The sequence below is a fragment of the Paenibacillus sp. V4I7 genome (assembly GCF_030817275.1).
Taxonomy (GTDB): domain Bacteria; phylum Bacillota; class Bacilli; order Paenibacillales; family NBRC-103111; genus Paenibacillus_E.
The window spans coordinates 1092383-1106405 of the sequence record NZ_JAUSZD010000002.1 but is presented as its reverse complement, the minus strand read 5'-3'; the positions used below and the strand labels follow the sequence as shown (position 1 = coordinate 1106405).

12 protein-coding genes and 3 pseudogenes are annotated in these 14023 nt (G+C 43.2%); 1 reads left to right on the top strand and 14 read right to left on the bottom strand.

Annotated elements, in window-relative coordinates:
* Positions 1-3: 3 nt before the first annotated feature.
* The 4 genes and pseudogenes from QFZ80_RS06365 to QFZ80_RS06350 all read right to left on the bottom strand — a co-directional run bounded on the left by QFZ80_RS06365 (position 4) and on the right by QFZ80_RS06350 (position 2526).
* Entirely contained in the window at positions 4-237 is a 234-nt protein-coding gene (locus QFZ80_RS06365) for a hypothetical protein (RefSeq protein WP_307557856.1), read from the bottom strand.
* A gap of 240 nt (positions 238-477) precedes the next feature.
* Positions 478-1092 carry a hypothetical protein gene (locus QFZ80_RS06360; protein ID WP_307557854.1) on the bottom strand — a complete coding sequence of 205 codons (615 nt, stop codon included), beginning with the start codon at positions 1090-1092 and terminating at the stop codon, positions 478-480.
* A 1056-nt stretch (positions 1093-2148) separates the two neighbouring features.
* Positions 2149-2414, bottom strand: a pseudogene (locus QFZ80_RS06355) (transposase domain-containing protein); the annotation flags it as partial.
* Positions 2332-2526 (bottom strand): hypothetical protein, encoded by a 195-nt coding sequence (locus QFZ80_RS06350; RefSeq protein ID WP_307564351.1) that lies wholly within the window; start codon positions 2524-2526, stop codon positions 2332-2334. The gene QFZ80_RS06350 and the pseudogene QFZ80_RS06355, both read right to left, overlap by 83 nt.
* Between QFZ80_RS06350 and QFZ80_RS06345 the strand changes: the two are divergent.
* A pseudogene (locus QFZ80_RS06345) lies at positions 2438-2698 on the top strand (transposase domain-containing protein); the annotation flags it as partial. The gene QFZ80_RS06350 and the pseudogene QFZ80_RS06345 sit on opposite strands and share 89 nt — an antisense overlap.
* A 68-nt stretch (positions 2699-2766) precedes the next feature.
* On the opposite strand, the gene QFZ80_RS06340 reads toward QFZ80_RS06345, so the two are convergent.
* From QFZ80_RS06340 to ltrA, 10 genes and pseudogenes are all read right to left on the bottom strand, one after another.
* Positions 2767-3867 carry a GerAB/ArcD/ProY family transporter gene (locus tag QFZ80_RS06340; RefSeq protein ID WP_307557851.1) on the bottom strand — a complete coding sequence of 367 codons (1101 nt, stop codon included), beginning with the start codon at positions 3865-3867 and terminating at the stop codon, positions 2767-2769.
* Between the two features lie 25 nt (positions 3868-3892).
* Positions 3893-5050: a Ger(x)C family spore germination protein gene (locus QFZ80_RS06335; RefSeq protein ID WP_307557848.1), complete on the bottom strand. Its 1158-nt coding sequence runs from the start codon at positions 5048-5050 to the stop codon at positions 3893-3895.
* A complete protein-coding gene (locus QFZ80_RS06330; protein WP_307557846.1) occupies positions 5047-6495 on the bottom strand; it encodes a spore germination protein in 1449 nt (482 codons plus the stop codon). Before QFZ80_RS06330 ends, QFZ80_RS06335 begins: the two co-directional genes overlap by 4 nt.
* Positions 6496-7418: 923 nt before the next feature.
* Entirely contained in the window at positions 7419-7583 is a 165-nt protein-coding gene (locus tag QFZ80_RS06325; protein ID WP_307557844.1) for a hypothetical protein, read from the bottom strand.
* A 278-nt stretch (positions 7584-7861) separates the two neighbouring features.
* Positions 7862-9439, bottom strand: coding sequence for an IS66 family transposase (gene tnpC / locus QFZ80_RS06320; RefSeq protein WP_307564045.1), 1578 nt, complete (start codon positions 9437-9439; stop codon positions 7862-7864).
* A gap of 80 nt (positions 9440-9519) precedes the next feature.
* Positions 9520-9873 (bottom strand): IS66 family insertion sequence element accessory protein TnpB, encoded by a 354-nt coding sequence (gene tnpB / locus QFZ80_RS06315; protein ID WP_307557842.1) that lies wholly within the window; start codon positions 9871-9873, stop codon positions 9520-9522.
* Entirely contained in the window at positions 9867-10202 is a 336-nt protein-coding gene (gene tnpA, locus QFZ80_RS06310; RefSeq protein ID WP_307557839.1) for an IS66 family insertion sequence element accessory protein TnpA, read from the bottom strand. Before tnpA ends, tnpB begins: the two co-directional genes overlap by 7 nt.
* 82 nt (positions 10203-10284) lie before the next feature.
* Positions 10285-10506 (bottom strand): annotated as a pseudogene (locus QFZ80_RS06305) (hypothetical protein); the annotation flags it as partial.
* A gap of 28 nt (positions 10507-10534) precedes the next feature.
* Entirely contained in the window at positions 10535-11560 is a 1026-nt protein-coding gene (locus tag QFZ80_RS06300; protein WP_307557837.1) for a DUF3231 family protein, read from the bottom strand.
* 885 nt (positions 11561-12445) lie between these two features.
* Complete coding sequence (gene ltrA, locus QFZ80_RS06295; RefSeq protein ID WP_307557835.1) at positions 12446-13774, bottom strand: group II intron reverse transcriptase/maturase; 1329 nt, start codon at positions 13772-13774, stop codon at positions 12446-12448.
* Between the last annotated feature and the right edge of the window lie 249 nt (positions 13775-14023).

Genomic DNA, 14023 nt, shown 5'->3' with positions numbered 1-14023 from the left:
ACGTTAGCCTGTGAGTTTACCAGACAAAAAGTTGTATAGCATCCACACCAGAAATAAAGCAATCAATATCCCAATAACTAACATTATTTTAATATTTCTGGATAAACCGAAACTCCCAAGTTCTACCCATAGTTCTTTAATGTCTCTAGGTAAAATCCCGAAATTCAACATGAATATGAGAAACAGAATAAAAAAAGCTATTAGTCCAACAATAATGCCCCCCATAATAACTCCCATACATACACCCCTACATAGTTCCCTTTCATGGTGGTATTCCCCAAATAGACCATAAAAAATTCTCATTGCTCCACGAATGTATAGACTACTGGATACTGCAACGATATATTACAAGCTTTTTGGGCTTGTTTTGTATAATTATCCATGAAAAAAGCCACTTGGCAAGTGGCTTAAGTGAGTAAGTTTTCAATTATCGTTTTTCGTTAGTCGTCCATGCCCCTCGCGACCTTGATGCACTTTTTATCGCGCCTTCTTTTTAAAAGGATTGTTTAAGTTTAATTCACGGTTCCAATTATTGTTCTTGCCTCTTACTTTTAGAAGTAACTTAGTAACCCAGCACGCAATATATGCTATTCCAACGTCGATAATAAATAAGTGAAATTGGGTCGTTCCTATTCTAAATTCAACAAACCCTATATACTTTTCAATTGTTGCGAAACCAAATGCAAACACTGCACTTAACAATATGGTGTACAAATAGAAATTTTTATTCTTATTGGTACAGTATTGATACAAAAGCAAAAAACCAACTGGAAGTACCGATGCGGTCATATTTAACGCATTCGGTAATAAAGGTGTTAGAAAGTATTTGTGAGTGAAGTAACCATTTCTTGAGAGTGCAATATCAATGTACGTCCAGAGCATATGTACTGTGTATCCAAAGAAAAATATTTCAAAAATTCTCTTTCGATCTACTGTAAAGAAAAGCAATAAAAGGGGTACAATCAACAAGAAAGTAACTACCCAAAATTGCCAATGCCACATATTCGAAAAACTACTCCAATAAGAACTTATCAGCGAATTTACCTCTTCCTGTTTCTCATGGATTTGATTCCAATATTGTTTAAAATCCAATTTAATGCCTCCTAACAATATTTCTTCTATAAGAGTTCCGCTTGTCACCTAAGTAATTCTTGCCTTGATGAGTTATTCGATGATTTCTTTAATAGCCCATCCAGTTTGCTTATTTGAGGTTGATTTGTTAAACCTGTTTGATTTCAGTATCAGTCTTCATTACCATTTATGCACGAACTTCATAGGTTTCTTTTAATGTTTAATTTGTCCAACATATCCGATTAAATACATTTTATTATTGCTCTACGAATGTATAGACTACTGGATAACTGAAACGATTAATAACAGGGTTTTCGTCTTTGATTTGTCTTATAATTACCCCCATGAAAAAAGCCACTTTTGACAAGTGGCCAACACTGAAAAATATTCAACAAATGTTCCTTGTTAAGGATAGAATACTTTTCAATGGTTTATGTTATTCCTATTCGTCATCAAAACGTTTTCTTATCAGAACCGCACGAATCAATATCCCCACACCTATGCCCACAAACGCTCCGACAATGCCTAACCATACGGCACCAAGTAATACAGGAGAGTAAATGAAGCTCCCTGCGCGAATAAATCTAACCGCTCAAAGACTATACTCCAATAATCCATTGTTATATTCCTTGTAGGCTGCTACATCCGATCCTCATATTCCTTGAAAAAATCGACATGTCGGCAACCCACTTCCATAAAAGGCTGAATGTTATCGAAAAGAATTCAAAAAAGCCGAGCACATGTTAGCGGCGGCGAGATTGAATAACACTTTCTCTTTTATCTATCTGTCGTTTCCGTCGCTCTTTTTGTCAGGGTTCTTCTTGTTAGTAACCCCAATCCTATCCCCAAAGACAATCCAACGATACCTAACCATACTGCGCCGAGATAGTCACGTGAGAATATTATCCCAATAGTACCGAAAAATGCACCAAAAGCGAAGGGTACTACTGCAAACGGTGTTGTACCGCCACCTGCATCTTTATATGCATCCCAAATACCAAACATGTAAATACATGGATAAAAGTGAGCGTCAAATAGCCCCCACCTATCGGTGGGAGCAGGAATTCGGATATCCTATTATAAAGTCTTGTTCATGCGGCAGTCGGTCGGTAGCACTTTCGACCAGGGCATGAACGGTTCGACGTCACTGGGTCAAGCGGCCCAGCTAGCTGTGGTAACTGTTCGAAGAGATAGTTCAAGTAGTCATATGGCTTGAGACCGTTCTCTTTCGCTGTCTCGATCACGCTGTAAATCACAGCGCTAGCCTTCGCGCCAAGCGGTGTATTTGCGAAAAACCAATTCTTTCGCCCGATCACAAACGGTTTGATTGACCGCTCGCTCCGTAATCCTAAACTTTGGATTAAGCAGTGAGCGATCCATTAAGCCTTTCGTTATTGGTCGCAAAAACTGGATTTTTAGCAATACGCCGCGTGGTGCAAGAGCAAGTGCCATCATCTATAGCCTCGTCGAAACAGCGAAAGAGAATAGCCTGAATCCTTTCAATTACCTGACCCATCTGTTTGAGGCAATGCCACAACTTCCCGATTTAGAAGATTCCGTGGTGCTGGACCACTTACTTCCGTGGTCAAAGACTTTACCGCTGACATGTCGTGTATTCAAAAAATAGATTATCAAAGTCCTCGTCTGATTGCCAGGTGGAGACTAATTTACGTCTACTGACATGGAAAAGCAAACCTAGTCGACGCTCGACGCTTTGCGGTATTGCCGTATACTGCCTAGCATCCATAAGATCAATGGAACAACAATGTAGAGGAAGGGGTAAAAAAGGCCAACAAAAAACATGTTCTTAAGCGTATAGAAAAACCGAATATTGTATGTGCTAAATATCACGTAACCCAGCCAGATGAAAGTCGTTATGCAAGCAATAAGCTTCCAATTCTTGAATCCTGTCCACTCTGATAACCCGTAACTAAGTATGAATAAACACACAGACAGTTTAATAAAAGCGCCAAGGTACCAAAGGGGGATGTAAAAAGCATCGATATTCTGAACGAAATTGAGGATGGATACAAACTTTGTTAGAGAGTAAATAGGTACTACCAATTCAGCGGCCATTTTTGGTCCGGTTATGAACAGAAGTACCAGAGTGCTCAATACACCCCATAGAATTGCAATCGACGTACCCAATAAGATAGCACGCGAGGCCATTCGTTTGTTCTCAGCGAAAAAGAAAAGGATCAGAATGATCGAAGGATCAAACAAGTAGTTGAATGAATATAAGGTGCCTTTTACAATAGGAAACCAGCCCGAGTCGGCATAGATGGGCAGGATTCTTTTGATATCCATATCTTGCGGATTCAGGAAGAGCTGTACAAATAACATGAAGACAAAAAAGGGGCCAATGATCTCCGAACATCGACCGACTGCCGTAATTCCCCCTCTATACACGGCATATGTAACGTTAAACAATAGACATAACAAGATGACGATCATCGGCGTGTTATGGAGCATAACCAGATTTATAAATTCGACCGCAACGTTAGCTGTCGTGCTCATTTGCATGAACCAAAGCAGAAAATAAACGATGACGATGATTTTGCCGATCACGGTGCCAAGCAGGTCTTTCATGAAGCCAATCAACGTTTTGTCTATATTTTGCATGCATACTCGTAACATGATCCATGTTATGGCCAGCATGATCATGCCCCCAAGCAGAATGGAGATCCAGCAGTCCTGACGCGATTGCTCCGCGGCTAAATGGATAGGCTGATAGGATATCCCGATCATAGAGGAGAGGCTAATGATCCAAAACATTTGATACCCGCTTATTTTCATACTTACTTACCACTACTTCCTTTATTTATTTTAACTGTGCGCCGCTTGTTCCGTTTGACATTAATTGTATATCTGCCTTGACGGTCACATCGATTTTTTTGAATTTTTCATCCCAATCGTCTCTTTGCAACTTCCACCAGTATGGATATTTGCGATGCAGATGTTCTCCGATACCGAATATGTCAGATCCCCACTGCTGGACTTTATCCATCGTAGCTTGCAATTCCTTTTGAACTTCCTCATTAACGTACTTCTGGACCTCAATCATGTTATCTACCTCGGACATATCGAGCGATGTTGTATTTTCAAGGAGGTAAGCTTGCGCCTTGACAGTTAATTTAATTTGTTCGGGATTATTGCGGCTTTCGGAATGAATTTGTCGCCCAAGATGGGTAAATCTGAACGATAAAGTGCCCTTGCCGTCTTCCCATGGGATGGTTATCCCTTGAAAAGTTCCTTTTCCCGCCATCCAGACCGCTCCGGAGCCTTCCATATTGTTCAAAAACCCTTCGATTTTAAGTTTATTGTTCAAGACGGCATAGCTGGAGATCCCGGCAATCGGAGTTGCCCCTTTGATGCTCAATTTTTTATTTTCAATCTGGATGGTTGGCACTAGAGGCCTGATCCCTTCCGTGACACTGTCGATAATGAATTGCCGTGTAGAGAAGCTGTTCATCCCGTTGATTTGCAGTTCCTTTCCGGCGCCAATGCTGGATAGATGCTCCATGGGATGTCCAATCATAAGGAATTCTTTAGCGCTGCCTTTTACCATGACAATAATATCACGTTGATTGTTCGCAGGGTCCCTGTTCAGTTTATCGAATAACTTGCTTACGTCGTTCTTATTGAAATAATTCTCACTAATGGCGATCAGGATACGGTGACTTGTCAGCAATCTGCGAGAAAGCTTCTTTTGGATTTTCTGAGTGGCTTCGAAAACGTTTCTCCCCTTAGCCGATATGACGAAGAAGCTTTCCGAATTGCCGGAGCTTTCCTTGAACGGTCCGGTCTTCTGAGTGGGGGTTACGATCTGATAGCTTACTTCAATCTCTCCGTTGTCGGCATGATCAATCGCCGAACCCAGGACGAAAGCCAATTGGTTGGGCTCGACAATATCCATGCAGCCGGAGGTAGTCAGAATAAGAATGAAGGAGACGCTTATCAGGAGTACGAGCCGAATCATCTCTGCCGTCCTTTCTTTTTCTGCCCGTTTTTGACCCAGAAGGGGTAGCGGATGATCAAGTCTTTAATGCGTGTACCGTCGAACGGGGCAACAGGGCTTAAGTAGGGTGTTCCGAAAGATTCAAGCATGACTAGGTGGATCAGCAAGAAGATAATGCCGAATGAGAAGCCGACGAAACCGAGTAAACCGCTAAAGAATAGCAAAAGATACCGGATCAAGCGAAAGGGAAGAGTGAGGCTGTATCTTGGGATCGTATAAGCCGCGACACCGGTCAAGGAAATGACGATGATGATTGGTGTGGATATGATACCGGCCTCAACAGCTGCTTGACCGATAACGAGCGCACCGATTATGCTGACGACCGGGCCGAGTTGGTTGGGAAGATGGATGCCAGCTTCCTGTAATCCGTCAAAAATGAACATCATGAGGAGTACTTCAACAACGGTTGGGAAAGGGGAGCTTTCTCTCGCCGTCGCGATGCCAATCATGAGATTGCTCGGGATCATCTCCGGATGGAAAGTCGAAAGCGCGACATAGATAGCAGGAAGGGCAAGTGATATGAAGGCCATAAGGTACCGAATCCACCGAGTTAGAAAGACGAATACAAACCTCTCGAAGTAATCGTCTGCCGATTGAAGTAAAGACCAGAGCGTTATGGGAAGAATGAGGACAAAGGGGGTTCCGCTTGTGATGAGAGCGACCTTTCCCTCTAATAATGAAGCGACCGTGATATCCGGGCGTTCGGTATTTTGAATTTGCGAAAAGATGGAGAATGAGCTATTCTCGATCCATTCTTCGATATAAGCGGAATCGATTACGCCGTCCATATCGATTTTGTCGAGCTTTTCTCGTACTTCCAATAACACTTGCTCATCCGCCAAGCCTTGCATGTAGGCAAGGACTACTTCAGTTTGCGTGTATTTTCCGATCTTATACGATTCCATCTTCAGATTCGGATGGATGATCCTACGTCTAATCAACGATGTGTTGGTGCGAATATTTTCGACGAAGCCTTCTTTGGAGCCACGTAAAGTCGATTCCTTCTTCGGCTCCTGGATGCTTCTCATCTCAAAATCCTGGACCTGAGCGATGAGCGAGGATTCTTTGCCGTCAACCAAGATCCCCAAGCTGCCTTGCAGGATATGATTGATCAATCCCTCTAAAGTTTCCTCCGTCTTTACGTTCGTTAGCGGAAGCCATTCGCATCTGAACATTTCGGCCAGTGACACGATTTTATCAATACCTTGCGGCAAACCATTGAAAATAAGGGGCTTCAGCACATTATCCTCGATGCTCTGTAAACGCACCATGCCATCAAGGTAAATGAGCAAAAGTTTGCTTTCATCCTTCAAAATAAAAGAGCGCAATATAATGTCCGAGCAATTATGGAATTGTTCTCTAAGATAGGTTTCATTTACTCCAAGGTTACTGCTTATGGAACCCATAGACGACCATCACTCCTGAGGCTTTAATTATTATTATTGCCAAAGAGAAATGCGCCTATGCAAATGTCGAGTATTAAAACCTGCAGCTTTGGATGAAACTACACAAGCCATTGAAAGAAAGTCATTTAAAGGGGTAAACCAATTCATAGATATGTATGGAGTGTGTATACATACAGATTTATTTGAGAACTACTAAAACGTACTTAAATTACAAAGAAATGGGGTATATCAAATGCCTTTCATTGCTTTGGCCATAATATTTATACTTGCGGGATGGCGCTGGGGAGATTGGAGACATTGGCAAACGTATCATTCGACCATTTTGTATTACTTGCTCGGGGACATTTTTTATATGGTGCTAACAAGCCATTATCCGTTATGGCAACATCAGCCCTGGCCGCCAATTCATAGCTATATAGGGGTCGAAATAGGCTGTTTTGTGTGCTTTGCATCTACTACACTGATATACCTTGGTTTATTCCCAAATGGAGTCGGTAAGTCAATATTATGGATTGGATTTTGGGTAGTAATTTATTCCTTAATTGAAGTTATATATATGTTTTGCGATGCGATAAAATATTTTAACGGTTGGAACTTGTTTTATTCCGTTTTATTCAATATGATCATGTTCCCACTGCTTCGATTACATTTTTTCCGGCCATTACTAACGTACATAATCTCAATTCCAATTGCTATTGCAATATTGGTTATATTCCAGGTTCCAATTAAATGATGGGCTCTCAGAAAATTGACCGCATCTGCGCCGAACAAGGCAAGAAATTTTGTTAATGAGACCTGCGGAAGGAGGCAAAAACGAAATTATGATCAAAACCATAATTATGGTGGAAATAAATAGTGCGCATACGAAACGGTCTGGACCCATTTTTTGAAGGGTGCTTTCTGCACTTCGTTCAGGGCGAGCGTCAAAATAATCGGGCAAAGCGCACCGGCAACCAGTCCGCATACCATATCTTAGCTATTGGACCAGAAGAAGTAACCATGGTCGGCATAACCGAAGAATGGCTTCCCTCGTGATGTAATTTAATGAGCTCTCGTACCCGTTCCTCGGTTTTAAGGGCTTGTCTCACGTGTGCTCACTCCTTCGCAGGATTTCATCATCTTGGAATAGTGGTGAACATTATCAGAAAATAGGGCAAACGTCGAGGAGTCAAATACAGTGTTGGTCAGGTATTTTTCCATAGACTTTACGTGGTGTCTCTTATACGGTAAGTTCCTTAAAGCAAAGCAGTCTTACATACAGTCATTTAAATATTCCTGATAACAAGGAGCGCATGGCCGTTCGCTTTTAACGCAGCGTCAAATAACCCCCACCTTGTTGCAGGATGGGGGTTAAACTAAGCTGGTATTAAGATGTAAACACTCGGCAGGTCAGCGGTAACGACGCCGACCACGGAAGTAGACGATCTAAGGCTTCTGTATTTTTCGGATCATCCAGCTGAGGCAGTTGTTCAAACAAATAGTTTAGATATTTGTTCGGATTAAGACCATTTTCTTTTGCCGTCTCGATCACACTATAGATGATGCTACTGGCCTTCGCGCCGCGAGGTGTATTCGCGAACAGCCAGTTCTTTCTCCCGATCACAAACGGCTTAATGGATCGTTCACTTCGATTATTGTCAATTTCCAAACGTCCATCCAGTAGGAAAGCCGACAGCTTGTCCCATTGATTGAGGCTATACGTAATCGCTTGGCCGAGCAGGCTTTTGGGAAGCGTACGCGACCGCAGATGGCGAAGCCAACCTAAATAAGCCTCCAGAATCGGCTGGCTTTTCGCCTTCCGGGTGCTATGGCGTTCCTCCGGTGTCGCTTCCTTCAATTCTCGCTCGATGGCGAATAACTGATTACAGAAGTCGAGCCCATGCTGAGCTGTCGTTTTCGTTTTGTCTTGCCCAGCCGGGACCGCCTTTATTGCCTCGTCGTACTTGCGTCGGGCATGCGCCCAGCACCCCACGAGCGTGACTCCGGCCACTTTGTGGTAACCGGCATAGCCGTCCACATGCAAGTAACCCGCGAATCCTTTGAGAAAATCGCGCGGATTCTCGCCGCCCCGGGTTGGGCGGTAGTCGAATACCACGATGGGCGGTCCTTCGCGTCCGGTTCGATACAGCCACATGTACGACTGCGTCTCGGCCGACTTACCCGGTTCTCGGAGCACCTGAAGCGTTGTCTCGTCAGCTTGCAGAACGTCTTGTTTGAGTAGATGTTCTTGCATCCGGTCCACGAGATGAACGAGCCAGTGATTCGCCCCATACATCATCCAATTTGCCAGCGTCTGCCGAGAAAGTGTCAGCCCAAGCCTGGAAAATTGCTGCTCTTGCCGATACAGCGGCTGACTATCCACGTATTTCTGACTCATGACGTACGCCATGATCGAGGAGGAGGCGAGGCTTCCCGGGTAGACGGGCCGCGGCATTGGAGCGGTAATGATAGGTGTACGGATTTCCTCGCGCTCGCAGCGTCGACAGCCATACACTTGACGGACATGCCGAACAACACGGACTTCCGCCGGAATAATGGTAATCTCGTTTCGCGTCTCGCTGCTCATATTATGAAGCGCACTGCCACAGCATTCGCAAATTTGCTCAGACTCCGATAGTTCATAGGTCACCGTATCGACCGGGAAATGCTCCAGCTTCGCTTCGCGGGCACCTGTCGTTTTCTTGCGACTAAAGCTGAGCGTCTCCATATCTGGCTCTTGCATAGCGGGGGTGGCCAGCACTTCGGCTTCATTAAATAGGTCCATCTCAACCTGATCTGGATGCGACTTCTCGCTGGATGCGCCGAAACGTTTCTGTTGGGCCAGCTTAAATTGCTCCTGATACCAGTTCAGCTTGGCGGTCAGTTCGGCGTTTTGCTGCTCTAGCGTAGCATTCTTTCTTTCAAGCTCTTCTATTGTTATTGGGGTATCCGCTCGATTTTCCATACTTAATAGATTGGACAAATCCCGTTTTCAATCCTGCCAATAAAGGCTGCTAGGTATGGCGAAACAGCGAACAATGATGGCTAGATAACGGTTTCCGCAGTCACTTTGGTGTGTGCCTGCCGCTGGCTAAGGGCAAGTCCGTCCAGAAGCCAACGGAGTTCGCGGGAAGAGACAGTGACCGTGCCCTCGTTGCCGCTGGGCCAACGAAAGGTGCCGCGCTCAAGCCTACGGTAGAACAGCCAGAAGCCATTATGCTCCCATTGCAAAATCTTGAGTTTGTTCTTCTCCCGATTACAGAAAACGAACAGAGCTGGAGAAAACGGGTCAAGACCGAAGCCTTCCTGAACAAGAGCGGCAAGTCCATCAATGGATTTACGTAGATCCGTCGATCCGTAAGCCAGATAGACGGAATGCGTGCCAGGCAGCGTTAGCATGTGGAACGAAGAACCTGGACGACTTCACGAAACAGGCGAGAGTCAAAGTCGGACCGAAGCTCGATACTCGCTTCCCCGACACGGACGATGAGCGGTGTGGTATGGGCTTTTACACTTACGGCGTCGCCAACGGAGAGCGGAATGAAGGCAGAAGGTTGGGATTTGGTGGAGCTGGTGGAAGACACCCCGTTTAATTTGCGAAGCCAGTACTTTAGCGTATGTAACGTAAATTGATTAGCGGAGCACCACGCAGCCATAGTAAGTCCACTGGCCTTGTAATTTTCGATGAGAGGAATCCATTCTTGACAGCGAGCTTTCTTGATTTTCATGAGGCGGCCTCCTAATTCTTCGGATGACCTTATTTTCTCATTTCACTTTGGGGACTTAAAGGTGTGGTACGTTTGACGCTTACGGATAAAACATTAACCACTGGTAATCCGTTTGAATTATTGCTTTCTCAAATTCTCCATGGAAACTCGAAATAATTACTTCATTTAGATTGGATTGACTGTTTATTAAAAACTCCAAACCGACTAGTAACAGTCCTTTTAAAAACCGACCATTTAAAAGTTGTCCAAATCCAGGCAAGGCTATACTCCAAAGAAATACCTCAGTACGAGTACATTTTCCCATATCTTTCCCAACTTTTCATTAACGTTAATTAAGTTTGTGCTAACGCTTTACGGTCATCAGCTTGTGGTGGCTGTTCCATCCAACTGTTTTCAATCATGATGTTTATCCCATCTTCAGCGTATTTTTGTGTTTCGGTAATAATACGTTGATATTGTAATGCCAAATCCGTTCTCATACAGACTGCCATTCCAGCCCCATAAAATCCTACTGCTGTAGCAATCAATACCATGGCATGATACATCATCAACTTGTCCGAGAATGGTGAAACAGTAGAATTTGTAATCTCAGATTCCCAACGTATTGGGGAAGGCAGGTCGTTTTCGTGTAAGATGGAACTAAAAATCTCAATATGTTTAAAAGTGATAGCTACCCCTCTTACCATATAATCCCTAACTTCTTTAGACTTTGCTACTTGACTAAATCCTAATTGTAAAGCCCTGCTCACAATGTCTTTTTTCAAATTAAAGAAAATATTACTTATCTCAATAGCGTTTAATGGTCTGCGGTCGCCAAACCAACCGCTAATAAAGGATTGTTTCTTAACAAAGTCAGCATTTTGTGGTGTAGAAACATAAGGAGGTCTGGAAAAAATCCCTTTAGACAATAAAACATCAGTTGTCTTATGGAAAAGTTCCATTGCTGAAGTATTACATTTAGTGTAATACTCACGAATATCTGAACGTGTTGCAGACGTTAATGCAACTGCATAACCAGTTATACCGTGAATGGTCATTTCATTAAGGTACATTAACCAAAAGGTATCTGAAAATAAACGTGGTGTTGATAGGTTTACATCATGCTCTGTAAACCCAAACGGTATTGGAAAGTTTTCCTTCTTAAAAAATTCAGTGATTGTTTGAATATGTGTTTCAGCTAAGTTTAAGGCATATTCAAAAACTGGTTTTATTTCAGTATCTTCAACCTTTTCCAACATGTACTTTATGACACATATTGCCATAGTGTCATTTAAGTAAGCAGTCCAAAGGCTTGCCATTTCTGGTGATGTTAATCGTATATTATGCTCAGTTTCATGCTTCGCTCTTATTTTGTACATAGCCTATCTAAACCTCCAAATTGAACTGTAAAAGTATTTTATGCAAAATCGAGCAAGTTTACATCTTTTGTGAATTCCAATTGATGGTAACTATTTCAATCAAAGTAAAATAAAAAATGGTCGTATTCATATTATGGTACAATGCTTTGTGAACATATCAAAGCAAAGGTAAGGTGATACTTTTGGACAATTCAAACCATTATTACTGCTCTAGTTGTAGCAAAGTTGAGCCTACGCAAAATGCTTGTATGATATATAAAACAGGCTTTATTCAAATCAATGGTCAGCAATACCATGTAGGGTATTGTGAAAAAACGAAAACAAAACCCTAAGTAACGTCAAATAAAACTATGACTTCTTTCATCCATCGTCAGAAGCCCTAGAAGCCACTCTAAGGGCTTTCGTTATGTTTATTCAATTTCATAACTGCATTTCTATTTGGTTATCGAGGATACTGTACACTCTTATGAGATAAGAAAAGCACCAACCTAATGATGATTTTTTTTGCAGAATACAGCTTTCGTATTATCATAGTTTTCTATTTAACATGATCATGTTCCCAATGTTACGCCTGCACTATAAAAAGCCTTTACTGACGCAATATAATAACGATCCCGATCATCATTGGTTTTATGTTTATATTTAAAATTCCGATATTAAAGTGATATTTCAGTAAACACCATAAAAAGAGGAACAGCTATGATAGCCGTCCCTCAAGTAATTGCCCGTATGTTGAACAGGCAATCTCCTTGCTCAACGAATATAATGCCGATACGGCGACAGGATGCTATTGCATTAAGTAGAGTAAAGGACTGGATTTCCCAGCCCCTCCTCATCAAACCGTACGTGCGGTTTTCCCGCATACGGCTTTCCGACGTTCTTCATCTAGGGCATTACGGTTTTCCATGAGCATACTGTTTTCAATCCTGCACGTTGAAGCAGAATCTGCATCTCCGACCAATTCCGTTTGCGCTTCCTATGTTTGTTATTCCAGAACAGTCTCAATCTCCTCAGGATGTACCAGTCCACTTTCCCAAGGAAACGGTTTGCCATACTTCGATCTACATCCTGATGAGCATAATAGTTGCGCCATCCTTGAATCATTGGGTTCAGCAGCTTGACCATCATATTTAACTGACAGTTTAACAGGCCTCTGGATGCCGTTTCTTCCTTCACACGAGTGCGCATCTTCTTCATTGCTTTCTTCGATGGAAAGCTTCGAAGTCGATACTTTGTCCCGGTTTTATGAAGGTAAGGCATCTTCCGATGATGAAAGCCAAGGAAGTCGAATCCGTCCTGGTTCTTCCATAGACTCACTAGCTTTGATTTAGAAGTGTTCATGGTCAATTCCAGTTTCCCAAAGATCGCTTTAAGTGTCTGAATCGATTCTAGCGCCTGCGGTTTGTATCGACATAGAATGACTAGATCGTCCGCATACCTTATCAGCTTTCCGAGATGGGAAAACCGTTTTTCCCATATCGTATCAAGGTAATTGAGATAAATATTGGCCAGAAGAGGAGATATTACGCCGCCTTGTGGGCTTCCGATCTCCGTTTTTTGCCATATGCCATCCTTCATTACACCTGCTTCAAGCCACTGTCTAATTAACTTCAGTATGCGCCTGTCGCAGATGCGTTCTTCGACCAGTTTCATCAGCTTGCTGTGGGAGATATTATCGAAGTAACCTGTTATATCTACGTCGACCACCCAATTGATGACGCCCCAATTGATGCTTTCCCGGATGCTTTTTATAGCGTGGTGAGCCGACCGTTTGGGGCGAAATCCGTAAGAGCAATCTTTAAAATCTGCTTCGAATATGCCTTCGATTACCAGTTTGGTTGCCATCTGAACAGTCCGGTCACGGACTGTTGGAATACCCAAGGGACGTGTCTTACCGTCCGGCTTCGGAATCTCTTTCCGTTTAACCGGAGACGGTCGGTATTCCCCATTCATTAGCTGTTGCCTGATCTCTTCGATGAAGGATTCTTCGCCAATCTCTCGAACGATGAATTTAATCGTTTGTCCGTCAATACCGGCACTACCACGATTGGTTTTCACTCTTGTCCATGCTTCTTGCAAGATATCTTTTCGGAATACTTTGTCGTACAGTGCATGAAACTTACGCTTTGGGTTCTCCTTAGCCGCAAGATAGAGGGTATTTTGGAGTTGTCGAGCGTTTTCACTGGTGGCGTTAGCCGTGTATTCGGCATTCACTTGCTCTTACCTCCTTAATATCCCGTAAACGAAGTGGGGTATTGCCTTTCGGCGCCCTTCCCTCCCCGGGGTTATGTTGTCCGCCGGATCTTTGGTAATATGGCCCCCTCCGACTCCCTTCCCGCAGCTTACCACTTCACCTTTGAGGCTTATAAGTTTGCTCGTTACGAAAAAAAAAACTTCGTGCGGGGGAGGGTCTCCCTAGTTCCAGACACAACTGTCTCTACATGCCGATCCCTTTACACCGGA